The sequence below is a fragment of the Humiphilus diazotrophicus genome (genome assembly GCF_059726315.1).
In genome coordinates, this window is sequence record NZ_AP040870.1 from 6156214 (window position 1) to 6180537 (window position 24324).

A 24324-nucleotide genomic window follows, 5' to 3' on the forward strand; every position below is an offset into this window, starting at 1 on the left:
TCGCCGAACCAACAAAAAGCTCGAGGCAAAGACCTGGTAGCTAAAGGTAGCCTTTCGTCAGGTATGCTTACTGCAAACACCTTGTAAGGAGCATCAATGACGACACGGCGGGAGTTTCTTTCGAAAAGCGCGCTCGCGGCGGCAACGCTAGGCGGAATTTCTCATGTAGCTGAGGCTGCAGAGAGTACTGCCGAAAGCGTGAAAAGGCTACAGCCTCCGAAGAAGCCTGTGATCGTTACCCGTGTGACGGGAGATCAGACGGTTGAAGCCGCCTATCAGATGTTGTTGGACGGAGCGGATACCCTGGACGCTTGCCACCACGTCTGCCTTGGGCGGGAGAACGATCCGACAGACCATAGCGTTGGGTATGGCGGTCTGCCAAATGAAGAAGGCGTCGTAGAATTGGACGCCAGCTGTATGCACGGACCAACACGGAGAGCCGGATCTGTGGGTGGTGTGCGAAATATACGCAATGTCTGTCTGGTATCACGAAAAGTGATGGAGCGGACCGGACAGCTAATGCTGGTCGGTGAAGGCGCAGAAAGATTTGCTGTTGCCGAGGGCTTCAAACGGGAAGACATGCTCACCGAAGATGCAAGAAAGATCTGGCTGCTTTGGAAAGAGAATCATTCCAGAGAAGACTGGTGGGGGCCGGGATTATCAAGCCCGGATTGGACTGAGCCGACTCCGGATCCAGCAAAGAAATCGTCACTGCTTCTTCCACGGCGACCCGGACCGGAGTGGATTCCTGAAATCCAGCGCCGAACCAAGACCCTGACAGAGATGGCTGCCGACCTGGGTATTGCTCCCGAACGGAGGCTCTTTGCGGCAGAGCAGGTTCTTTGGCCGACTACCGGAACCATCCATGTTTCCGCCGTAAATCCAAAGGGCGAAATTTCAGGAGCTACTACCACCTCAGGGTTGGCCTTCAAGATTCCTGGACGTTTAGGCGATTCTCCCGTTATTGGTGCCGGCTGCTATACCGATCAGGACGTAGGTTCGGCCGGTGCAACCGGATCAGGTGAAGAAAACATTAAGGTTGCCGGGGCGCATACGATTGTGGAATTGATGCGTCAGGGGAGAACTCCCAAGGAAGCCGGGGTGGAAGCTCTGCGCCGAATCGTTCGTAACTACAATAGCGACATTAGGAAGCTGCGTTATGTGGACATGATCTACTACATCGTCCGCAAGGACGGAGCCTATGCTGGGTGCTCCCTATGGGGATCCGGACCAACCGGAAAACCTCGTTACTTTGTTGTCCACGATGGCACAAAGAGAGTAGAACAGTGTGTCGCATTGCTGGAGGAAGGATCGAGTATCGTACCGCCTCTCTAGTCCGAGGCTGGTGCTTATACTCCAACAACTTTTACGGCAATTGTCCTAGCTCTCCAAAGTTTCTTTTTTCAAGACAGGGGAGACTGGGATAGAACAAAGATCGAGAACGATAGGTTGCAACATCCTTTGCTTTCCGGCGAAGGGTGTTCCTTCAGGACCTAACCAGAGAAGGGAAGAAGACAGGACCGTGATACTTCAGAAGACAGCTTGCCGATTCTTGCTTGGCGCTACCGCCTTGGCATGTTTGTGCTCCGGAACAGTTCAAATGAGTGCTCAAACCTTAAAGGACTCAACTCTAGCATTGATGCCCATACCTCGTTCCCTGGAACGGGGAAGTGGTCAGATCGTACTCAACACCTCTTTCAGTTTCGGATACGCCGGTTTCCATGACGATCGATTGGAGCGTGCCGTACGTCGCGCTCTCGACAGGCTGGAATTCGAATCTGGAATCCAGTTGAAGAAGCAGCCTCTTGCCAGTGCCGAGCAGGCAATCCTGGTTCTCGATGTGAAGGGAGCAGGCCAGGCTATTCAATCTGTAGATGAGGACGAGTCTTATACCTTAAAGGCTACTCCGCAACAGATTCGTATTCAGGCTGCAACAGTAGTCGGCGCTATGCGTGGACTGACAACGTTAACGCAACTGCTTGAGGTCAAAAATGGTGCGGCATCGATTCCGGTTATCGACATTAACGATGCTCCACGGTTTCGTTGGCGTGGCCTGATGATCGACAGCGGCCGTCATTTTGAGCCAATTCCTGTAATCCTCCGTACGTTGGATGGAATGGCTGCGGTTAAGTTGAACGTATTTCATTGGCATCTGACTGAAGATCAGGGCTTCCGCATCGAGAGCAAGAGATATCCAAAGCTGCAGGGCATGGGCTCGGATGGCCTCTACTATACGCAGGATGAGGTTAAGCAGGTTGTCGCTTATGCCCGTGATCGTGGCATTCGTGTAATTCCCGAGTTCGATATGCCCGGCCATGTGACCAGTTGGTTTGTGGGCTATCCGGAACTGTCCAGTGGCCCCGGGCCTTATCAGGTGCAGCGAGTTTTCGGTGTTCACGATCCCGCCATGGATCCTACTCGCGATAGCACTTATACCTTCTTGAATGGTTTTGTGGAAGAGATGGGAAAACTCTTTCCCGATCCCTACATGCATATTGGCGGGGACGAGAGCAACGGAAAGCAGTGGAAGTCAAACGATCACATCGTTGCCTTCATGAAAGAGAAGAACATCAAGGATACGGAGGCTCTGCAGACCTACTTCAATCAGAAGCTACTGAAGATTCTTACCAAGAATGGCAAGCACATGGTGGGTTGGGATGAGATCTTCCATCCGGATCTTCCCAAGGATGTTGTTGTGCAATCCTGGCGTGGAGAGGCTTCTCTAGCTCAGGGCGCAAAGCAGGGATATCAGGGGATTCTTTCTGCGCCGTATTATCTCGATGGCATGCGTTCTTCAGCTCAACACTATTTAGCCGATCCGGTTCCAGCAGATACTTCGCTTACTCCAGATCAGTCTGCCTTGATCCTTGGAGGCGAAGTCTGCATGTGGGGCGAGCAGATCAACGAACGGACAATCGACTCACGAATTTGGCCGAGGACTGCGGCGATTGCAGAACGTTTTTGGTCTCAGGCTGGTGTTCGCGATGTGGCCGATATGTATCGCCGTCTCGATGTGGAGGTATTGCGTCTGGAAGAAGCTGGATTGACGCATCTTACCGGGCCGGAGAGCATGATTCGTGACTTGGCCGGAGCGCAGAAGTCGGATTCCGAAAAGGCTCTTTCGGTTTTGGCTTCAGTCATTGAACCGGTTAGCTTCGGAGAGAGATACGATAACCAGAAGACCAATCAATTGACACCTCTTGATCGTCTTGTGGATGCAGTCGTTCCCGATCCTCCATCCCGGCACACACTGGGCACGCTAGTCGATCAATTCCTCGCAGATACTTCGCATCATGAAGCAGGTCGCGCACAGCTGGAAGCAGAATTCCATAGCTGGCAGGAGGCGGCTCCAGCATTGAGTGAACTGGTAGCACGTTCTCCACGGTTGAACGATGCTGGCCCAATAGTAGAGCGGCTTACCGCGATGAGCTCGATCGGACAACAGGCCTTAACCTATTTGGCTAATGGAACTCAGCCTCCAGTTGAATGGAAGGACAAGAGCCTGGAGATACTAAAGAATCCAGAAAAGCCGGTAGCTTTGGTTCGCTTTGCCGTGACCTCTTCGCTGCAGAAATTAGTCGAAGCCGCAGCAAAGTAAAACAGCAGTAGCTGGAGCATTTCTCGCATAAACAAAGGATTAGGTGCAATGTGCGGGAAATGCTCTGGCGGAACAGATGGGACATGATCGCCGGATCAAGTCCCTATAGATTTACTCTTCCACTCTTTACGCGATAATCACTTCGATATTCTTAGCACGCAAAGCCGCGAGTAGATCGGCGGAGATACCGTCGTCCGTAACTACCGTGTCAATCTTGGTAATCGGACAAATCAGCGCCGGGCTGATCATGCCTATCTTGCTGGAGTCTGCCACTACAATGACCTGCTTGGCATGTTCCGCCATAGTCCGAAAGATTAGCGACTCATCTGCTTCAATCACCGTAGCCCCGTGTGCTGCATCGATTCCGCACACACCCAGAAAAGCGCGATCGAAGAAGATTCGCTGCAAAGACTCAAGTGCCGTGGGGCCAACCATGGAAAAGGCTCCGGGCCATTGAACGGTTCCACCCGTCAAGGTGACCTTCAGGCTCTGTTGGCTGGACAATTCCATGCCGATATTTACGGCATTCGTTACGATGTGAAGATTCGATCTGTGGCGGATGCTGCGAGCCAACTGCGTCGTTGTAGTTCCTGCAGCTAGAGCAATAGTTTCCTTTTCCTGAATCAGCTCGGCTGCGGCAATTGCAATTCGCCTTTTCTCTTCGGCAAATCTGTCTTCACGGATTTGAAAGGAGGCGTCAAAGCGAAAGGGCTCATAGGTCATCTGCCCAGCCAAGGTGGCTCCACCATGCGTGCGGTGAACCAGTCCGCGATTCTCCAATCTGGTCAAGTCACGGCGAATGCTGGCGGCAGAGGTCTCTAGCTGGCTGACAAGCTCGTCAACCGAAGTGTTCCCATGCTGGAGCAGGATCTTGAGTATTTGTTTAGCCCGGTTATCTGTCTTAAGAGACATGTTTGCAAATCCAAAGAAACAAAGCAGTGTCCAGGCCAAAGCCTGGTGAATAATTTAGGCACAGCTTATGTATTTCGTTTTCATCGACTTCCATAAGCCAAGGAACTGTTCCCGTAATGCTCGCACATCCTCCTCAGGTATCACAATGCTGGATTGTATATACCGGTGAATTTCTATGGTAAATAGAGGCTTATGTACGAAACGGGGACAACCTCGAAAATGACAACGTTGGTACCCGATTTGTACCCCCTGTGGTTTGTTCTTCGAAGACATCAATTACAACTCCGAAATATTAAAACCAAAATGATCAAATGAGCAAAATATAAATTCATCACCAAAGTATCCAAAACTAAAAAGATTTTTGCTCCATCCGCCGGACGGGCAGCCATTGCGAGTGGAAATCTGTCCTCTGCTGAATGAAAGTATCCATGTAAATGGCGGACTACGCAGGATAAGCCGGTAGGCCTAGTCATATTCCGGAGGCAGAAACAGACGTAGCAGAGAAGGGATGACTCATATTTCTCCTGATTCCTTTTTACTTTATTTGTCAGATTGAATCATTTTTTATTGACAATTCTGATTGATTCGTCATAGTGTGACGAACATCACGAAGGGACCATGAAGCCTATCTCCCAGTTCACCTGGTTTACATCACAGCATTGATAACAAACCGAGGACAATCACTATGAAACGGCTGCTTCTGTGTTTGTTTAGTTTTCTGTTGGAGGCACTACTGTGCGCATCGCTAGCTCATGCTCAAACGGTGACAGGCTCTATAACCGGAATTGTTACCGATCCTTCCGGAGCTGTTGTTCCGGGGGCGCGAGTTGTGGCGCACAATCTGGATACGGGTGTTGATACAGCAGCAACAACCAATACTACTGGCCTTTATCGTATCGATTTCTTACCCATTGGCCATTATCAAATAACAATCGAGGCGAGTGGGTTTAGCCCAGCAACAGTTCCAGCCTTTACGCTGGAGATCCTTCAGACTGCTACTTTCCATGTGAAGTTGAGTGTCGGGAACACTGCGACAACTGTCAGTGTTTCGGCAGCAGCTCCAATTTTAAACACCGAAAATGCGACGTTAGGCACTACCTTTACTGCAAATACGATTTCGAATATTCCGTTAAACGGCCTCGATTTTTCAGCTGTAACTCTGTATGTGCCAGGTTCTGTTAGCACCGCCGGCACCGCGGGTGCAACGAATATCGAGAGAAATAATTACTACACCGATATTCCAAACATGAATGGTAATCGTGCTCAGTCGAACAACTATACGTTGGACGGCATTGACATGAACGAAACCTTCAACAACCTGATTGCCTACAGCCCTGCGCCGGAAGCCTTGCAGGAGATGAAGGTAATCACCTCGAATTCTCCGGCGGATTATGGAAACGTGAATGGTGGCGGAATTGTGAGTGTGCTTAAGAGCGGGACCAATCGTTTCCATGGTTCTGCTTATGGATATGTCCAGGATTACAAGATGAACGCCAATTCCTGGTTCAATAATCATCAAAACCCGAAGATCAAAAATAATCCGTACTCTCAGGCTCAGTTTGGCGGAACACTTGGTGGTCCGATCATGAGAGACAAGCTATTCTTTTTTGTCGATTACCTTGGCTCACGTTGGCATAAAGGCGGAACAAGTACTGCAAGCGTGTTTACCCAGGCCATGCGGAACGGAGATTTTTCTGCCATCCTTCCGGTTCAGCTCTATGACTCACAGAATGGATTTACTCCATATCCAAATAATCAGGGGCTTCCAATCTCAAATCCGGTAGCCAAGTATCTCTTTGCGCATCCGGAGCTATATCCATTACCGAACTCCACACCCAGCAACGGAATCGCGTCAAATAACTTCCAGGGCTCTTCCCGGAGTTACAAAGCGAACAACCAGGGAGACATCAAGCTTGAGTACCATCCGACTGGAAAGGATCTGGTCACCGGGTTCTACTCGATGTCGACTGCTTATGACGGTTCAACGTCTCCCCTCGTGATTACTTTCCCTGGCGTGAATCTCTTTCCGACAAAGATCGTAGGTGCAAATTGGGTACATACCTTTTCGCCAACTCTCGTTAATTCCGCGAGAGTCGGTTTTACGCGTGTTGTTTGGAACCAGGGCATACCAAGCGATCCGAGCGGTCTGTTCGGACTCACGGGGAATGCGAAAGTGGGTATTCCTTTTGGGTCACAACCGTATGTTGGCTTTTCCGATCAATCAATCGGCAATGGGATCGATGGTGTTGGCACTCCGGGATACAACTTCGGGCTCATCGACAACACGTATAGCTACATCGATAACCTTACCTGGCAACGCGGACTTCATATGTTGAGCATGGGAATTCAGGCAATCCGTTACCAGAATAACTACCCAACAAGTAATAATTATGGATTCCTTGGCATCTTGAGTTACAACGGGAAATTCACCAGTAATCCTGCAGTGAACGATGCTGTCGGATATCAGGGGGCAGATTTTGTACTGGATCGTGTGTCTTCAGCTCAGGCCACTTTGGGCAGTGTAAATGTCGGGCAGAGACAGTGGCGCATTGCCGGTTTTGTTCAGGATGATTTCAAGATGCTTCCTAACCTTACGCTGAATTTCGGCATTCGTTACGAAGTCGATCAGCCATGGCTTGAGGTGAACAACAAAACCGGAAACGTCGATATCGCCACGGGACAGGTGATCTATGCGGACCACATTCCTACAGGAGCTCCGGCGGGATCGGGGCTTTGCAAGAATCGAGGTTGCTACAACTGGAATTTTCATCAAATCATGCCGCGCGTTGGATTTGCCTATCAGGCAAACAATCGTCTAGTTGTTCGTGGCGGGTATGGTGCAACCAGCTTTTTCGAGGGAAACTCCTCAAACCAGCGTCTTACGTCGATCACGCCCTTTATTCAAGCAGTAAATATCAATGCTGTGGTTCCTAGCCTCAATACCAATAAGGACAATACCTGCCAGAATCCTCCTTGTCCTGTTGCTGGAAGCCCTCGCAAAGTAGAGCAGGGCTTTAGCTCTTCTGTTTCGAGTGTGACGTATGGTGGAAGCTTTAACATCTATCCCAAAAATATTCAGCCAGCCTATGTGCAGGAGTGGAGTCTTACCGCCGAGTATGCCATCACGCACACGCTATCGTTGCAGGTTGGCTATATCGGGGAGCAAGGACAGCACATCGAAGACTATGGCAATATCAACCAGTACAGAGTTGCAGGAGATCCCACATCAGCTCCCTACTACAACAACCAGTATCTCGGCATAAACAGTCCGCTTGGTATAGGAGGTGAGTCTCTACTCGTTACCGAGTCTCGAGCCATGATGAACTTCAATGCCATGGAAGCAACACTGCGTCAGCGTTTGAATCATGGGCTGGAGTTTACCCTGAACTACACCTATGGCAAGGCAATGACGAACAGTCTGGGTAACTATTCGCTGAATGTGAATGGCTACAGCGGCGCTTTCCAGAACTACTACGACAGTGCTGCCGACTATGGTCCGGCAGGGTACGATGTCCGGCACAATATCTCATGGACCGGCGTCTATGCACTGCCTGTGGGACAGGGGAAGGAATATTTCGCCAATGCTAATCGGTTGGTGGACGAAGCTCTCGGCGGTTGGAAGATTGCTGTGGCAGGTGTCAGCTACTCCGGATTTCCTCAATCCGTCTATGGTCTTGCTAATAACTTCAACAGCTACGGGAATATTCGTGCGAATCAATATCGCAAGCTGAAGACTACCCATCGCAGTCTCGATAATTGGTTCGGTACCGATGCTTCTGCAACACCTTGTACGGCGGCTGGAGTCGACAACGGCGTGTGTGCTTTTGGCGCACCTGTCTCTTCCGCCTTCGGTACGTCGAGAAATGGTGCGGTACGCGGTCCCGGATTTCTCAATGTGGATCTCTCTGCCTATAAGGACTTCCGTATCGTGGAATCGCACACCTTGGGCTTCCATTTCGACGCCTTCAACGCCTTCAACATTGCAAGCTACGGCAATCCGGATACGAACATGACGGACACGACCTTTGGCAATATAGCAAGCCAAAGTTCTCCTACACGTTCGACGGAACGTCACCTGCAATTCTCACTTCGATACACCTTCTAGAGAACGGGGCTGCCGTAAACCTTGCGGCAGCCCGTTCTTTGCACCTTCTGCGTTCCGCGGTAGGTGGAGTCTGTTCGACGAAGAAATAGAGTTTATGAAAATGGGACCCGGTAAACATGGAACTCGAAATATGCGTAGACTCCGTAGAGTCGGCAATTGCCGCTGAGGCTGGCGGTGCCCAAAGAATAGAGTTGTGCTCAAGTCTTGTTGATGGTGGGCTTACTCCCAGTGCTGGCCTTATTCGCGCAGTTCGCTCGAAGGTTTCTATCGGGCTCTGGGTGATGATCCGGCCTCGTGGAGGTGACTTCTCCTATAGCGATGAAGAAATTGAGACGATGCGCCGGGACATCGTAACCGCCGGTGAATACGGTGCGAATGGCATTGTTCTCGGTTTGCTCACTGTAGACGGGGAAGTAGATGTGCCCCGCACTCGCAGTCTGGTTCAATTAGCTACGCCGATGCAAGTGACCTTTCACCGCGCAATCGATAAATCGCGCAGTCCGAAAGAGTCCATCACTGCAGTCATTGATACCGGAGCAGATCGCATTCTCACCTCCGGAGGCATGCAAACAGCACAGCAGGGAATCGTGCAATTAGCCGAGATGGTGCAGTTTGCGGAAGAACGTGTACGCGTGATGATTTGTGGAGGAATTCGCCCGAGCAATGTTGGCGAAATTATGCGAAGGACACGAGCAACTGCAGTGCATTCCGGTTTGCGCACGCGAGTGGAGAGTCCTGTTCGTTTTCGCAAGAGTGCGCCTGTTCTTAGTTCTCTTCCTTCAGAGGAATATGCGCGTTACGTGATTCGCAAGGAGGATGTACAGGAACTCTACTGGGCCATGGAAGCAATAGCGAAGGAGCAACCAGTCTCGGAATAGCTAAGGAAAGTAGCCATAGCTATTCACGTAGATCAAGGGCGGAAATGCCGGTTTATCCAACCTCTACAAGCTGATCCAGCTGTTCACGCAGGGCTCGTACGTCTTCCTCAAGAACGACGATGCGGGAGTGCTCATGTTGCTGGATTTCATTCTGACTGGCACTCTTTCCAAGGAATACCGCTTCTTTTCGGAAGCGGACTGGGCTGGATACACGTGTTTTCAGCCCGGCATGAAATTCGCTTGCGCCTGTTCCGGAGGCTACCTCCAGGATGTTCTGAGCATTGACTGCTCCGCCCGGCATGATGATGACACGATCCTTCGCCCTGATACAGAGCTGCTTTAGTGCGTCGAGACTTTCGAGTGCACTTGCCCCTCCGCCGGAGGTAAGAATGCGATCGACGCCGCAAGCGATGCATTGCTCCAAAGCTTTGAATGGATCCGGCGTCATATCGAAGGCCCGGTGAAAAGTCACCTTCATGGGGCGTGCCAGTTCTACGAGTTTCGAAGTTCTCTTGATGTCGATACCACCGTCTGCATCGAGAATGCCGAGCGCGATGCTTTCTATTCCCACCTGCTTGGTGTGAAGAACATCCTGGCGCATGGTTTCGAATTCACTGTCGGTGTAGACAAAATCTCCGGCTCGCGGCCGGATGAGAACAGATATCGCGATGGGTGACTGCTGACGGATCGCCAGAATAAGGCCCGTGCTCGGGGTAACCCCTCCCAAAGAGAGGGCACTGCATAGTTCGAGGCGCTGAGCTCCACCCCGTACCGCAGCCATTGCGGATTCCATCGAATCCACGCAAATCTCAAGAAGCATTTTGTTTTCCCAAAAGAGTTCCCTGTTTTTATCGGATTTTGATCAGATCTCTTCACAATTTCCAGGGATTTTTGATTGAGAAATGTTTAAATAAACATTTCTCGGACGGAAAAGCAGACCCTCTGACCCTTTATTTCTCTATATTATTGAAAATAAAAGGTTAATTTTCTTCTTTATTCCTCGCCCTTGCCTGTCTTAAAAGAGGAAACCAGGACGTTCTACTCCCCCATAATGCACAAATTATATGCATAAATAATCAAAAATAGCCATATAATGTGATTAATTTTGATTGACAGAGCAACTCTCGGACAGCTATATCTGCTGCGAAGAGTTGTCGAGCTTTCAAATACCTCAGCTATCGAGTTCCAGCGGCGAGACCTCCCCACCTTTTCGCTGAATTCAGTTGGTTGCGGTGCAAATTTAAAGGAGTAGCCATTGATGAAACCCTTCTTTGCTCGCATTCATCCATTGCTGCGTCTGGGGCTGGCCGTGCTGATACTTATTGCGGCTCAGGCTGTAGTTCAGGCGCAGAATGCCACGGGCACGATTCTGGGACACATTGCGGATCCAACTGGCGCAATTGTTCCAGGGGCAGAAGTAACTGTTCGCAATGTCGACACAGGCATTACGCAAACTATGAAAACCAACGATGCCGGTGACTATGTGTTCGTCAACCTGCATCCTGGTCAGTACGAACTTTCAGTAACGGCGTCTGGCTTCAAGAACGCTCAGGCCCCGGGACTCAAGGTTGACGTTGATGCAACTCTGCGCCAGAACTTCAAGCTGGAAATTGGTTCTGCACAGGAGCAGATCACGGTTCAGGCAGATGCGCAGATGCTGCAGAGCGACAACGCCTCTCTCGGTACCGTCATTGAAAGCAAGTTGATCGATAGTCTTCCTGTCATCGGACGTGACTTCACTAACCTTCTGCGGCTTCAGGCAGGGGCTACTCAAGTTAAGGGCAGTTCGCAGTTGTATTGGGCTCAACATGGTGTGAACAGTGACTTCACTTCTGTCAGCATCAATGGAGCCCGCACCGAATCAGTTAGCTACCTGGTCGACGGTATTATGGACAACGACCAGTTCTTCTCGACAGCAAACAACATCCCTAACTCAGAAGCGATTGCAGAGTTCAAGGTTCAGAACGGTATGTACGGTGCCGAGTATGGACAGGGATCTGCTCAAGTCAACGTTGCACTAAAGGCCGGTGGTAATGCTTACCACGGCTCGGTCTACGATTATTTGCAGAACGACGTTTTCCAACCGCACAACCCCTACTATCAGTATCAACGCGACGTTCTTGGTGACACTTCTGTTTCTACAAAGAAGGAAGCGCTAAAGCTGAATCAGTACGGCTTTTCTTTGAGTGGACCTGTCTCGATTCCGAAGTACTACAGCGGTAAGAACAGAACCTTCTTTTTCTATTCCTATGAAGCGGCACGTAAGCGTCAAAACAAGCAGGGACAAGCTCGTGTTCCGAGTGAACAGGAGCGTACGGGTGATTTCTCCGATTGGAAAGATGCTTCTGGTAATCTAATTCCGATCTTTGATCCCAGCACTCAAACCGGTGATAATCCTGCAACTCGTACAGCTTTTGCCGGAAACAAGATCACCAATCTGAGCACCATTGCCAAGAACTTCCTGGCACTTTATCCGAAGCCAAACAGTCCTCGGGCCAATATGGCCTCTTGCGTAAGCTTGGGATGCTGGAACTATCTCACAACTTTGAGCCGTCCTACTGACACGGACAACAATACCTTCCGTGTCGATCACACTCTCACAGATAAAGATCACCTCTATTTCTCCTCTATTCTTGCAGAACAGACCTACAGAAACCCCAGTGCAATGCCCTTGACCGGTGAGATCAAGTGGCAGAAGAATCGCCTGTTTGCCTTTAACTGGGAGCGTGCGATTACCCCCAACATGTTCAACGAAATTCGTGTTGGTTATAACTGGCAGTATTGGCAGAATGGTCCTGATTCCGCCAACGTTGATTACGCAAAGCAGTTAGGATTTGCCAACACCCTTACCAATTCAAACTTATGGCAGGTTCCGGTGTTGAGTATGAGCGGTTTCAACACCCTCGGCAACGGCAACGCGAACTGGCATCAAAAAGAAAACATCTATCAGCTGGTTGAAAACCTGAAGTATATCCATGGCCGTCATACCATGACCTTCGGTTTCGATATCCGCCGCATGCTGCTCGATATGACCGCAGCTTATTCGGCAGAGGGCTCGTTGGACTTCAACGGTGCCTATACCAGCAGCGATCCAAACAACTCCAAGAATCCTGGAACCGTGGGTGCAGGTAGTGCGGTTGCCGATCTTTTGTTGGGTAACCCCATTGGCCTTGGAGCTCCAACTCCTGGAGGCTCGGACCTTTTCAATGTTCGCGCTACCTCCTGGAACTTCTTTGCTCAGGATGACTGGCGTATTACTCCTCGCCTGACCATTAATGCTGGAATTCGTTATGAGATTCCGCCAGCCTTCCATAGCGTCAATGGCAGCGGTGTGGCTCTCAACCTGGACAACGGTGGAAGCTTCTCTTGGGCAAATAAGAACACCGCAACTACATTGCGTGCTCTTGCTGGCGTTGATCCATATCTCATCGGATATACCTCAAATGACAAGCTGGTTCAGTCGAACAAGCTGAACTTTGCACCTCGCGTCGGTTTTGCATGGCGTCCGTTGACCACTGACCGCTTTGTTGTTCGTGGCGGTTACGGCATCTTCTACGATTTGCAGAACCAGTGGTACTCCTTAACTACCTTCGACGACATCAGCACCTACATCGGACAGGCAAGCTTCCCGACTTCCACCGGTTACACCCGTGTGGCTCCGACCAAGCTTGACGGTCTGTGGCCTTCCGTCGGAAACGACTACTCCTGGTTCCAAAATGCCTATTGGAAGATGGGACCACAGGTTATCTGGCCGAAGAACAAGTCGCCCTACAACCAGCAATGGACACTCGACACTCAGTTCGCCCTCTCTCCAACAGTCATGATGGATTTGGCGTATGTCGGTTCGCATGCTCTTCATCAGCCTGGTTACTGGTACTACAACGCTGGCCGCATGCCTGCAGTTGACGATTCTTGTAACCGCTTCCGTTCTCGGGAAGAGGCTTCTCAGTCACAGTCCTCTTGTTTGAACGATCCGAACTTCGTACCCGTGCTGGATCGTGCAAACTTCAGCCACATCCGGTCGAATGCGTACGCACTTGCCAACGTCTTCAGCGCCAACTACAACGCTCTGCAGGCTCGCTTAACACAGCGTTTATCTCAGGGCCTCAACTATCAGATGAATTACACCTACTCCCGGACGTTGGATGAAGTCAGCGCCATCAACAACATTGAAGGTTCCCAGCTGACCCTCCAAAACAACAATTGCACTGGCTGCGACAGAGGTCCGTCCAGCTCCGATCAGACCCACCGTTTCGTTACGAGCGGCTCCTATCAGTTGCCGGTTGGCAAGGGACGCAAATGGTCTGCCGGTAGAATTGGCGATTGGGTTGTCGGCGGCTGGAATGTAACTGGTGACTACACTATTGCATCCGGAAACCCGTTCACAATTACCAATACCGGAGACTCAACTCTCGGACAAGATGGTGTTCGTGGAGACCTTCGTCGTCCAAATCAGGTCGGTAATCCTCATGGTCAGGTCTATGGGGCTTTGGACTCTACAAAGTACAAGGTAGCTCAGTTTAAGAGCGATCTCTATCACTGGTTTAATCCTGCAGCGTATGCAGTAGGTGCAGGAAACACGTACGGTAATGTGACGCGCAATAGCTTGCGTGGACCTTACTATACACGCGGCGATATGACCTTCGAGAAGAACTTCCCGATCATTGAGAAGAACAACTTGATGTATCGCTTCGAAATCTTCAACCTTTTCTCAACGTGGCACTCTAGCAATCCGAATCCGAAGGGAACCCTCTCGGATGGATCCGTTTCGTCGTTGGTCGATCTCGATACCGACAAGAACGGTACCCCGTTGGCCGAAGCTCTGCAAGGTGGAACTCGTCACTTGTGGCAGCCTCGTATCATCCAAATGACGTTGAAATATACGTTCTAACCTAAACTGAAGTCTTTGTCCCAGCCCGGTTTTCATTCAACTACCGATCAGGTAGCTGAATGGAAGTCGGGCTTTTCCTTGTGCTCCTCTCCTCGTGGATTCTTGTTCAGCTTCCGGCAGGAGAACTTCTGCCCGTCGACCAGCCCTTTGTGGCAGAATTCTCAGCCGCCGAGACCGGACTGATGTGCTTAGAAACCCCATTCAATCCGCAGCCATGCCGTGAATGGGAGGCACGTATTGATGGCCGTCCGACGGCAGGGGCTCAGTTCAGCGAAGCCCGCCTGCGTGAGCGGCGCTGAGCCGTAATAATTCCAGAAGTCCCGAAGCAGAATCCTGGTAAGCAAAAATCTAATTGCAGAAGACAAGTTGTAGCTGTGTAAGATGTGTGGTGAAGCTGCGCTGATGGTAACTATGTTTTCTCGTCTCCGTATAATTGTGAGACAGGCCTTTCCTTTATTGGAGATGCTTCACGAGCCTCTCTTCCTGGCTAAACCGAGTCTTCAAGTTGGACAATGAAAAGCCCGATGAGAAGGATGCTCATCGGGCTTTTTGCGTTCGAGTGCAGCGGAGAAGTATGTCTAGTTTGTGATCACGACCGTAAGCTGTGGCGTTTGATTTGCCACGCCGCTCACGGTGCTGGAAACCGTAACGGTTACGGTGTTTGTTCCTGTAGGGGTGATTGTGGTTGTAGTACTTCCGCCACCACCAGTAGAAGATCCACCACCTGTTGAGGAGCCGCTTCCACCGCCGCCACAAGCTGTTAGACCCATGGTGCCAAATACCATTATGACTAGGACGAGAACCGTCCAGTATTTAGCAGCCGATTGCTTTCTCCGCAACAATACCAGGCATCCGAGCAGACCTCCCGGTACCCAGAACATCGCAGCAGCAAGAACCGGTGAGCTGCTTATTCCACGTCTGGTATCTTCCAGCGCGGAAGTGGTCGTTTTGTTGGTAGTGATGGTCAGGTTCCCAGTAAGCACCGTATTTTTCCCGTCAGCTGTCAAGGTTGAGGGAGAGAAGGTGCAGGTGCTATAGGAGGGAAGTCCTGTGCAGCTAAGAGCGAATGTTCCGGTGAAGCCTCCTACCGGCGTGATCGTTACAGTAGCTGTTCCGCTTGCTCCTTGCTTGATGGTGAGAGTTGTGGGTGCCACCGTTACCGAGTAACCTGCAGGTATCGCGTTGACGATAATTTGCAGCGCAGGAGAGCTTGCGGCTGCGAAGTTGGAGTCTCCACTGTATTGGGCCGTGATTGAGTGTGTGCCCACCGCAAGGTTGTTTGTGGTTAAGGTTGCAGTGCCAGAACTCAATGTGCCGCTGCCAAGATTCGTGGCTCCATCAAAGAAGGTGACCGTTCCAGAAGGAGTATCCCCTGATCCGGAGACAGCGGCGCTGATTGTGATAGATGTACCAGCAGTTATTACCGTGGTTGACGTACTGAGCGTTATGGTGCTCGCTGATTTTTCTACAGTCAAAGTGAGCTGTGCCGAGGTTGAACTTTCAGAGTTTCCATCACCAGCATATTGTGCCGTGATCGCATGAGATCCAATAACAAGATTGCTGGCAGTGAAGGTTGCCTTTCCCTGGGCGTCTAAACTGCTGGTTCCCAGTGTCGTCGCGCCGTCAAGGAAAATGAGGTTGCCCGAAGGTACTACTCCGGGAGACGAAATCACGGCCGTAATTGTTACGGAGGAACCTCTAGTTACTGTCGTTGTCGAACTGCTCAGGTTGAGAGTCGTCGGAGCTTTTTCCACGAAGATGGGAAGTGTTCCTGTCGCACCGCTGGAGCTGGTTGTTTTAAGTGTGTATGAACCTATGGACGGTAATGCTGGTAAGTTAAAGGTTCCAATCCCATTTGTCAGTGTAGTCGTGAGACTAGTGCTGGTTGGTCCCGTGATTTCTATTGTCAGCGATCCATTGAATCCCACGTCCGTAGCTTTTCCACTATCCAATGCTGTGATCGTGTAGGTGTTGGAGCTGGTGCTTACATATACATTCGCAGGACCGGTGATGCTGAAAGAGTCTTCAGCCGCTAGCCCCTTCCCTTTTAACGTTACCGTATGGGTGTTTGCCAGATTCAGTGAGTTATCGCTAATTGTGGCTGAATCCGTAAAATCTGCAACCGTTTGTGGGGTAAAAGATGCTTCATAGTTGCAGCTCGACCCTGGGCTTGCCAGATTGCTTGATAAGCAAGGATTATTTCCGCTGTTTCGAAGAGAGAAATTGGTGTTGCTACTATTCAGGGTAATTCCATTGAGCCTTAGCGATTGATTCCCAATATTCTCAACCGTGATGATTTTCGGACTATCGCTACTTGTCATCCCCTGATTGGTCTGTAGGAATGATAGCGTTGGTGGAGTTGCATAATCTATCTTGAGAATTCGGTCTTGTCCTGCGTCGGCGATGTATAGGTTCCCTGTGGAATCCAGGGAAACGCCTGTAGGAGCGGAAAGAGTGAAATCGTTCGCTCCTTGTAAAGCTAATTCTGAAGCTGTTCTTTGTTGAGCAATCTTGACAATTCGATTGTTGGTGCTATCTGCGATGTAGATTGAACCGGCTGGGTCGACAGCTATGCCTTGAGGATCTTTCAGCGTCAAGGAACCTGTGCTTACGGGAGTAATAGTGCCTGAAGAAGTGACTTCGATAACGCGGTTATTCTTCGTATCCGCGATATAGAGGTTGCCTGCAGAGTCGAGTGCCACATCGCTTGGCGTGTTCAAATCGCCGGTATTAATAATGGAGGCGATTCCTTCAGCTGTTATCTTAACGATGCGATTATTGGGAGCATCCGCGACATAGAGGTTTCCCTCTCCGTCCACTGTCAGTCCGGATGGTGTTAGCTGGCTGCTGATGGTTGCGTCACTGATGTTTACGATCGATGTATTGCCCTGTGGTGTGACTTCGACAATACGCTTGTTGCCTGTATCGGAGATAAAGAGGTTGCCGGCTCCGTCCACAACTACAGCCGCGGGTTGATTCAAACTGCTTCCCACGTTTACCTGTGTCGTTGTTCCGGAAGTAGATAGCTTGAGAATCTGATTGTGAAGTGTATCTGCAATGTAGAGATTTCCTGCTCCATCGGTTGCAATGCGTGCCGGGTGGCTCAGAACCTGAGTTCCTGTTGTCTGAAGCGAGGTGGCTCCAGGGCGAAAGACCAATTGTGGTCCTGCTCCTATGCCGTGAATGTATTGGCTAGCAAGCACCGTGTTTGAATTGTCGAGTAGAGTAACGGCGCCTGTGCGCAGGCCCGCCACTGAAGGTGTGAATGTTACTTCAATGGTGCAAGTCTGGTTGGCGGCATATGCGCTGAGGCTGCATGTACCGCCTGTCATCGCAAAATCCTTAGACGACGCGCCTTGAGTCAATACCTGGATACTGCCCAATGTGACGGAACTGCTGAAACTGTAGGTGAGTGTTGCTACAAGCGGAGTTTGAACATCAACGATACCGAGGTCCGGTGAATTGAATTGCAGACTTTCAATGCGACTCTTGCCAGTATCACTGATGTAGAGATTTTTCTGTGAATCAATAGCGAGATTGGCTGTGCTAGCCGAATTCAGGTCAAGACCCGTTGCTCCGAGATAGTAACTATTCCCCGATGAAGTTCTCTTTACAATGTGACTATTGCCGCTATTGTCGTAATCGGAGATATAGAGGTTTCCACTTCCGTCGAAGACTAGCCCGACGGGGTGGGTCACTAGACCTGCAGTATTCAGTATCTGGGCACTGCCACCTCCCGGTTGTACGTCAAGGACATCATTGGCCTCGGCCACGAAAAGATGACCATTTGCGTCTACCACCACGCTTACTGGGTTACTTGAGATAATCGCACCTGTTGTGTAGATCCGAGCGGTATCACTCGCGGGAACATTGTTCTTGGCCGGTACTTCAACGATGCGCCGGTTGTTTGTATCAGCAATGAAGAGATTACCCTCAGAATCGAAAGCTAGTCCGGACGGTCTGCTGAGGGAGGATACGCCACTTGTATCAAGTGTAGATACAGTCCCTCCTGCGCTGACCTTAATGATGCTCGAGGTGTCGGTGACATAGAGATTCTTCTGAGAGTCTATGGCCAAGCCCCTGGGGGAATTTAGTTCGGATATCCCCACGACAAAGACCTCCCCGCTTGGCGCCCGGCGAATGATCTGTTTGTTGCCAGTGTCGGCGATATATAGGGTTCCATCGGAGCTGAGGGCCAATCCTGAGGGAGCGCTCAAATGACCGCTCGACTGATCGCTCAGCGAATATCCTGCAAGCACTGTCGTTTGGACGCCGCTAAATGCGACCGCGGGTTGGGAGGCATTGGCATCTTGTTCTCCAACTGTAATGCCACCTATCAAGGCTAATCCGGCAACGAGAGTGTGCGTCAGAGAGGTGAAGCGACGTAAGGCAGACAAAACTTGCATAATTTTGACCTCAACGGCATAAACCGAATGAGTCCTAAGAATGCAAGTCTCATGCCATAATTTCATGTCACTGGAAGTCTCTAATCTAGAAGTGGATATCGGGAAATTGGCGAAGAAATGGGGAAACACTTGAGGCTGTCCATCATGAGGGTGTAAGTAGTTTCCCTAATTGTGCAAACAATTGCACATCGACTGAGTCTGGCTGTAGGTAATTGCTCAGTAAGAAGATGCAAGCGACTTCACCGATACCCAAATGCCTTCCGGGGTGAACTGGCGCAGAAACCAAGTGTTGGATTTGCTCTCAGGTAGCTTTCAGTTAACTCTGTGGAGGAGGTGCATCTCATCTGAGTAACGAGGTGCAGTGAATGCTTTTTCGCCCTCTTTCAATGCAGTTTGGTTCTCAGGAAGAGCTTCGGATGGAGCCCTGGACGGCACCGCAGGCCTTCTTGCACACCCAAAAGTATAGTGTCCCGCCAGTTGCCCTCATCTCCCAATCTGCTCATGCCCAACTCTCTGGAGACATTGCGGATTCGCTGTGTGCCGATCTCTTCGGAGAACTCTCGTTCGATGTGAGAGAAGCTATTCGTCAGCACGACAGCGGCTGGGTGAAGAGCGATGAACGCCAGCTGTCAATTCTAGGTTCTCGTGATCCGAAGCCGTTTCCCGAGATCGCGATTGAGGAAGCTATTCAGGCCTGGGAACAGTCCATCCGGAACGCAGAAGCGATCTCGCCACTCGCTATGGTTCTGATCGGCCGGCATTTTGAGTTGTTGGCCACGGACGATCTTTTACATAGGGAATTTACGGAGAGGGAATCGAAGCGAAGAAAAATTATTGAGACAAGCCTGAGTGTCTCTTCTGAAGATTTAATTCGTTGGACGGGCGCCTTAGGTTTTTGCGACCTTCTGTCTCTGTATCTATGCTGTGGATCCAGGGTTCCAGCGATCTTTCCTCTTTGCCATCCAGCGGATCCTGATGCCGATTCTGCAACCAAGGTAGTTGCGTCCTGGTGGCAAACGAAGGTTTGCTTTTCTTCGCCAGTGGTTAAGGCTGGTACCCATCTCTCTTTACAAGCGGTTCTTTATCGAGGGAGAGAGCGGGAAACGGAGCCTTTATTGCTGGAATGGACGCTATAGGCTGTCTTGTGCCGCGAGTATTCCTGTGCATTTTCCTTAGATACAGCGGTGTTGTTATTGCAATTGGATCTCTCGTTCCTCCAACTTATGAAGGCTAAGCTTATTCGGACATAAAGAGAATGGCCTAACATTAGTGATAAGCTTGGTAGCGTGTTGTAAGCAGGCACACGTACTCTTTCGCCTCATGGAGCGAGACAAATATCTCTAATTGTTTCAATGGACTAATCGCTGTGACTGCTGTCACAGCCTTAAGCCCGTTGTTGAATTGAGTCTAGGGTCCTCGCGGTAAGTGGAGGACTCTGATGAGTACTTTGCGCAAATGCTGTGCAGTGGGTATTACAGTCCTTGCAGTGCTGCTTCTTGCGGGCTGCTCGAAATCAGTTACCAATTCTTCTACTAGCAACCAGCCTGAAGAGGGCACTAAAGCCGCAGGTGTTCCTGTCACCGCCAGAACGGCCTTTTCTCAGATGTATCCGGCTGCGCGCAGTTGGACTACCGACATTGTCTTACTGAAGATCTCACAAAAAGATATTCCAGGTTTTAAGAACGAGGTTGGTAAGGCGGTAATGTGGGAAGGCTGGTTTGGTTCTCCTAGCCAGCATTCCTATAGGATCTACACATATTCGGCTGTTGCTGTTCCTCCGACTATTCACAAGGGTGTGAGTGCCGGACTTAAGATGTCCTGGGCGGGCGTTCGGCAGGACGATATGCCTATCGATCTTCCCATGTTCAATACCGATTCGGATGCTGCCTATCAGGCAGCTGTGGCTGATGCTTCGGCTTGGCTAAAGAAGAATTCCGGGAAGTCGGTAACAGCGTTCGAAATAGGAAAGACCTATAAATTCCAGGCTCCTGTTTGGATGGTGATGTGGGGAGATAAGAAATCTGGATTCGTATCACTCATTGATGCAAACTCCGGAAAAGTACTAAAGCACAAATAGCGGTTAATCGTAGGACACCGTCATAGATTCTTTCACGAGCTCTGACTTGGACACTCGGTCCGAGTCGGAGCTCTTTTCTTTGCTTCAGATCTGACGTCGAGATTCAAGACCCAGTACTTGACTATGGTTGTTGTCATTGTGAGTGGATCTAGAAGTGTGCTCTTACCCATGAAGCTAGTAGTCGGAAAAGTTCTGCGCACCCTGATGTGGGCAAATTCGTAGGATGAGGGTTATCGCTGAGTCTTTAAGAAATAATACTGCACGGTCGAGTTAAAACGTATTATTCGTCAAGAATTTGGTAGTGAGTCAGTCAATTGAGTCGGTTGCTTCCCATTCGGAAATTGCTTGAAGAATGGCTACTTTTTCCTGCTTTCTCATGGAACTAATTTCTCTCAGCTTTTCGTAAGAATTTGCATTGTTTTTTTCGGTACGGTGATGAATATGAAGATCATAAAGTTTATCTCCGGACACCCAACGTATTTCGAGTCCATATTGCGCGGAAGTCGCGATGATGTACCATCCCCATTCGTCGTCAGTATTCATCTGGCGGGAGCCAGTGATCTTGTAGCCATTGATATTTACGACGCGATTCAATGGCTCACTTGGTTGTTCGGGTTGACTTTCCATTACATACCTCCAGCCCTGAACATCGTACACCGACCTTGTCGGAATTTGGGCTTTATCCATCTCGGTTTTTGGGTTACCGATGCTGATTTCTGTCTAGCTTACGTGAATGACCGGTCTCCGCTGGGGCTCTTTGATTGCGCGGCGAAGGACCTCATGGGTAATTGGGGCGGCGTCTCCTTCTCCCAGAAGGAGAAAGCTAATCAAATTGGCGATGGGATTACCATCTGTCCAGTGGAAATAGGCATGCGGAGGATTGCCTGTCGATTGTTCCAGATAGATCAGTAATGCAGCAATAGCATTGGCTACCACCGGGCTTCGTGCCTGCAAGATCCTATGTTTTCCTGTCCTCTTGCCTCTGACTCGGAGTTTATCTTCAAATTCCGAAGCATCGCTGCGTTCGATCTGGCAGAAATAAAGGCACTCTTGTGGATCTAGCTTATAGATGCCACGGATCTTGGCATCTATCATGTTCAGATCCTGTTCATTATTTCGTTGGGGATGAATGGCTACTACATGAATGACCTGGTCCCGATCCTCAGCAAGCAGACGTTCAGCTTCCCGATCTAGCCGAACACTGGTGATACGCAGTTCGGTAGAACGTAGAGCCCGCGATGTTAGAGAGGTCAAGATCATTGTGACGATAAAGAATGAGGCGATCTTGATGCCCTCGGGACGTTCTCCCATGTTGAGTGTCGTTGTGTATACGAAAAGGCAGACTATTAAAAGATAGGGCCAGCGCAGCGGCTTCTTTCGAACGGCAATAAAGACAGCGAGGGCTGCAGAGGTAATCAGAACAAGCACTCCGGTGGCATAGGCCCCGCCTTGGGCATCAACATCTGCATGGAAAAGTAGCGTGACCGTGATCGCTACGGCTGCAAATACCAGGACAAGGGGACGCGAAGCGAGTGCCCATTCCGGGGCCATTCCGTATCTTGGAAGGTATCGCGGAATCAGATTCAGAAGCCCAGCCATTGCTGATGCTCCCGCGAAGGCGAGAATCAGGATTGTGCTTAAGTCGTAGACAGAACCGAAGATATTTCCCAGGTATTGATGCGCTAGATACGACATTGCGCGTCCATTTGCCGCACCTCCGGCCTGAAAGAGCTTCGGCGGAATCAGCAAGGTGGTGACCATGCTGGTCGCAAGCAAGAAGATACTCATAATAACGGCAGCAGTGGTCAGGAGCTTTTGGGTATTGAGAATCCTGGCATTCAGATCTTTTCCCTTGATCAGCGGCATCACCGCAACACCTGTTTCAAAACCGGAGAGGCCTAAGGCCAACTTTGGGAAAAGAATCAAGGCGAGTCCAAGGATTGCAAGCGGGTTGGGATGTTGTGTGATGAGGCTCTGTTTCCAATTCAGGAGCAAATGCGGTTGTTGAAGAACATGCCAGAGAGCGACAACGGTTACGACTCCATTCATCGCCAGATAGATGGCGACCAGGGCTACGGCAATTTGGATTGCCTCCTTGAAGCCTTTGAGAAAGATGACACACAGAATAGCTAAAAGTACCAGTGTTACGCCCATCTGATCTTTCATCCATGACGGAGTAAAGGGATTATGGGTCACGTGCGCAGCGGCATCGGCAGCTGAGAGTGTCATGGTGATGGTGAAGTCCGTCGTGGCAAAGCCGAGTAGAACGAGAACCAGTGTTTTCCCTCGCCATCCGGGAAGAAGTTTTTCCAGCATGGCAATGCTGCCTTGTCCATTGGGACTGGCGGCAGCGACACGCCGGTAAACAGGTAAAGCCGCAAAGAGTGTGACCGCAACTAAAACTAAAGTTGCGAAAGGAGAAAGGATGCCCGCTGCGAGATAAGCAATCCCCGGCTGATAACCGAGAGTGGAAAAGTAGTCTACTCCGGTCAAGCACATGACTCGCCACCAGGCATGCTGTGCTTCTTCCGAGGTATGCATGATCTTTGGAATGGGTAGATCTGAAAGTAGCCACCCGACGAAGCGTTTCTTTGCGGTGATTTTGGTCTTGACCGGGATTTCGACTTTGCTCATGGTTTCGAAGAGAAGCTCATCCTCAGCTTAGAGAGACGGAGTTCCTCGCCGAAAAGATGGCTGCCCAAAGGTTGCTTGTCCGTTAATAGAAAGGGCGTGACGAGAGAAGGGGGATGCCTTAGTCTGATTTGTCACCTCAACCGCAGTATTTTTGAATGGATACCCCCTGTTAAGGTTGATTGCCGTCTTTGCTCTAGTCTGCAGTAAACCTCCATTTGTGCATCTAGTGCAGACTCCGTGAAGAAGAGTTCCACCCTAAACCAGATGGTTAGCATCGCTGGGCTAATCTTGCTTATTTATGATCCGGCTTCTGCCTGGTATGAAAATCGCGCTATTCGGAGCCCTCCTTAGTCGGGCGATAGCTTAAGTCTGAGCGAGAACGGCCGGTTTCCGTGCGGAAGTGGTTAATCAGCGGGGACCCATTCGCAGCTTCTGTGATTGCTCCCATGAGGCGGGTCAGGAAGTGTGCCTGATTTTCTATATCGGATGGTTTTGCTGCAGGAAGCAAAAGTAGGCAGTCCAACGTTTCGCTGGCTGATTCAGGCGTTATAGAGGGAGAGCCCTTTGTTCGTTTAAGAGAGGTGGTTCCTCGACGGAGCCACTATGAGGTGAGAAGTCTTCCTTCTGTGACGGTAGCCTGCACTTATTGCGAGAATGAGGATGAGGTTGCCGAGCATGCTTATGAATCCATCCGTGGCTGGATGCAAATTAGGGGGTATCGGCTGGCCGGTCCTAAAAGGGAGATTTATCGTAAGCAGATTTTGTAGATACAGTTTCCCATCCACGCCGTATAAAAAAAGCCCCCACAAGACATGCCTGTGGG

13 protein-coding genes are annotated in these 24324 nt (G+C 50.3%); 8 read left to right on the forward strand and 5 right to left on the reverse strand.

From position 1 onward, the window contains the following. The first annotated feature begins 96 nt into the window (after positions 1-96). On the forward strand, positions 97-1335 hold the full coding sequence (locus AC6I7T_RS25130; protein WP_497790513.1) for a glycosylasparaginase: 1239 nt from the start codon (positions 97-99) through the stop codon (positions 1333-1335). A 265-nt stretch (positions 1336-1600) separates the two neighbouring features. Then, positions 1601-3598, forward strand: a complete 1998-nt coding sequence (locus tag AC6I7T_RS25135; RefSeq protein WP_497790514.1) for a beta-N-acetylhexosaminidase — start codon at positions 1601-1603, stop codon at positions 3596-3598. A gap of 126 nt (positions 3599-3724) precedes the next feature. Here the strand turns inward: AC6I7T_RS25135 and AC6I7T_RS25140 are convergent, their stop codons facing one another. Then, positions 3725-4510, reverse strand: coding sequence for a DeoR/GlpR family DNA-binding transcription regulator (locus AC6I7T_RS25140; protein WP_497790515.1), 786 nt, complete (start codon positions 4508-4510; stop codon positions 3725-3727). A 685-nt stretch (positions 4511-5195) separates the two neighbouring features. On the opposite strand from AC6I7T_RS25140, the gene AC6I7T_RS25145 reads away from it, so the two are divergent. Both AC6I7T_RS25145 and AC6I7T_RS25150 read left to right on the forward strand, forming a co-directional pair. Beyond that, positions 5196-8615, forward strand: a complete 3420-nt coding sequence (locus tag AC6I7T_RS25145) for a carboxypeptidase-like regulatory domain-containing protein (protein ID WP_497790516.1) — start codon at positions 5196-5198, stop codon at positions 8613-8615. A gap of 116 nt (positions 8616-8731) precedes the next feature. Continuing rightward, positions 8732-9493: a copper homeostasis protein CutC gene (locus tag AC6I7T_RS25150; protein ID WP_497790517.1), complete on the forward strand. Its 762-nt coding sequence runs from the start codon at positions 8732-8734 to the stop codon at positions 9491-9493. 52 nt (positions 9494-9545) lie between these two features. Here AC6I7T_RS25150 and AC6I7T_RS25155 read toward each other — a convergent pair whose 3' ends face one another. Next, on the reverse strand, positions 9546-10313 hold the full coding sequence (locus tag AC6I7T_RS25155; RefSeq protein ID WP_497790518.1) for a copper homeostasis protein CutC: 768 nt from the start codon (positions 10311-10313) through the stop codon (positions 9546-9548). A gap of 438 nt (positions 10314-10751) precedes the next feature. On the opposite strand from AC6I7T_RS25155, the gene AC6I7T_RS25160 reads away from it, so the two are divergent. Continuing rightward, a complete protein-coding gene (locus AC6I7T_RS25160) occupies positions 10752-14384 on the forward strand; it encodes an outer membrane beta-barrel protein (protein ID WP_497790519.1) in 3633 nt (1210 codons plus the stop codon). Positions 14385-14443: 59 nt separating this feature from the next. After that, complete coding sequence (locus AC6I7T_RS25165; protein WP_497790520.1) at positions 14444-14683, forward strand: hypothetical protein; 240 nt, start codon at positions 14444-14446, stop codon at positions 14681-14683. Between the two features lie 279 nt (positions 14684-14962). Here the strand turns inward: AC6I7T_RS25165 and AC6I7T_RS25170 are convergent, their stop codons facing one another. After that, positions 14963-18790: an Ig-like domain repeat protein gene (locus tag AC6I7T_RS25170; RefSeq protein ID WP_497790521.1), complete on the reverse strand. Its 3828-nt coding sequence runs from the start codon at positions 18788-18790 to the stop codon at positions 14963-14965. Between the two features lie 365 nt (positions 18791-19155). Here AC6I7T_RS25170 and AC6I7T_RS25175 point away from each other — a divergent pair, with 365 nt between their 5' ends. Further along, positions 19156-19926, forward strand: a complete 771-nt coding sequence (locus tag AC6I7T_RS25175; RefSeq protein WP_497790522.1) for a DUF3891 family protein — start codon at positions 19156-19158, stop codon at positions 19924-19926. A 302-nt stretch (positions 19927-20228) separates the two neighbouring features. Continuing rightward, positions 20229-20867 (forward strand): hypothetical protein, encoded by a 639-nt coding sequence (locus tag AC6I7T_RS25180; RefSeq protein WP_497790523.1) that lies wholly within the window; start codon positions 20229-20231, stop codon positions 20865-20867. A 306-nt stretch (positions 20868-21173) separates the two neighbouring features. Here AC6I7T_RS25180 and AC6I7T_RS25185 read toward each other — a convergent pair whose 3' ends face one another. Together AC6I7T_RS25185 and AC6I7T_RS25190 are read right to left on the reverse strand one after the other, a co-directional pair. After that, entirely contained in the window at positions 21174-21494 is a 321-nt protein-coding gene (locus AC6I7T_RS25185) for a hypothetical protein (RefSeq protein ID WP_497790524.1), read from the reverse strand. Between the two features lie 93 nt (positions 21495-21587). Further along, on the reverse strand, positions 21588-23501 hold the full coding sequence (locus tag AC6I7T_RS25190; protein ID WP_497790525.1) for an APC family permease: 1914 nt from the start codon (positions 23499-23501) through the stop codon (positions 21588-21590). Between the last annotated feature and the right edge of the window lie 823 nt (positions 23502-24324).

What these genes read in the sequence shown, in the direction of transcription:
- AC6I7T_RS25130 (WP_497790513.1), top strand. Translation starts at nt 97, where the DNA reads ATGACGACACGGCGGGAGTTTCTTTCGAAAAGCGCGCTCGCGGCGGCA.
- AC6I7T_RS25135 (WP_497790514.1), top strand. Translation starts at nt 1,601, where the DNA reads ATGAGTGCTCAAACCTTAAAGGACTCAACTCTAGCATTGATGCCCATA.
- AC6I7T_RS25140 (WP_497790515.1), bottom strand. Translation starts at nt 4,510, where the DNA reads ATGTCTCTTAAGACAGATAACCGGGCTAAACAAATACTCAAGATCCTG.
- AC6I7T_RS25145 (WP_497790516.1), top strand. Translation starts at nt 5,196, where the DNA reads ATGAAACGGCTGCTTCTGTGTTTGTTTAGTTTTCTGTTGGAGGCACTA.
- AC6I7T_RS25150 (WP_497790517.1), top strand. Translation starts at nt 8,732, where the DNA reads ATGGAACTCGAAATATGCGTAGACTCCGTAGAGTCGGCAATTGCCGCT.
- AC6I7T_RS25155 (WP_497790518.1), bottom strand. Translation starts at nt 10,313, where the DNA reads ATGCTTCTTGAGATTTGCGTGGATTCGATGGAATCCGCAATGGCTGCG.
- AC6I7T_RS25160 (WP_497790519.1), top strand. Translation starts at nt 10,752, where the DNA reads ATGAAACCCTTCTTTGCTCGCATTCATCCATTGCTGCGTCTGGGGCTG.
- AC6I7T_RS25165 (WP_497790520.1), top strand. Translation starts at nt 14,444, where the DNA reads ATGGAAGTCGGGCTTTTCCTTGTGCTCCTCTCCTCGTGGATTCTTGTT.
- AC6I7T_RS25170 (WP_497790521.1), bottom strand. Translation starts at nt 18,790, where the DNA reads ATGCAAGTTTTGTCTGCCTTACGTCGCTTCACCTCTCTGACGCACACT.
- AC6I7T_RS25175 (WP_497790522.1), top strand. Translation starts at nt 19,156, where the DNA reads ATGCTTTTTCGCCCTCTTTCAATGCAGTTTGGTTCTCAGGAAGAGCTT.
- AC6I7T_RS25180 (WP_497790523.1), top strand. Translation starts at nt 20,229, where the DNA reads ATGAGTACTTTGCGCAAATGCTGTGCAGTGGGTATTACAGTCCTTGCA.
- AC6I7T_RS25185 (WP_497790524.1), bottom strand. Translation starts at nt 21,494, where the DNA reads ATGGAAAGTCAACCCGAACAACCAAGTGAGCCATTGAATCGCGTCGTA.
- AC6I7T_RS25190 (WP_497790525.1), bottom strand. Translation starts at nt 23,501, where the DNA reads ATGAGCAAAGTCGAAATCCCGGTCAAGACCAAAATCACCGCAAAGAAA.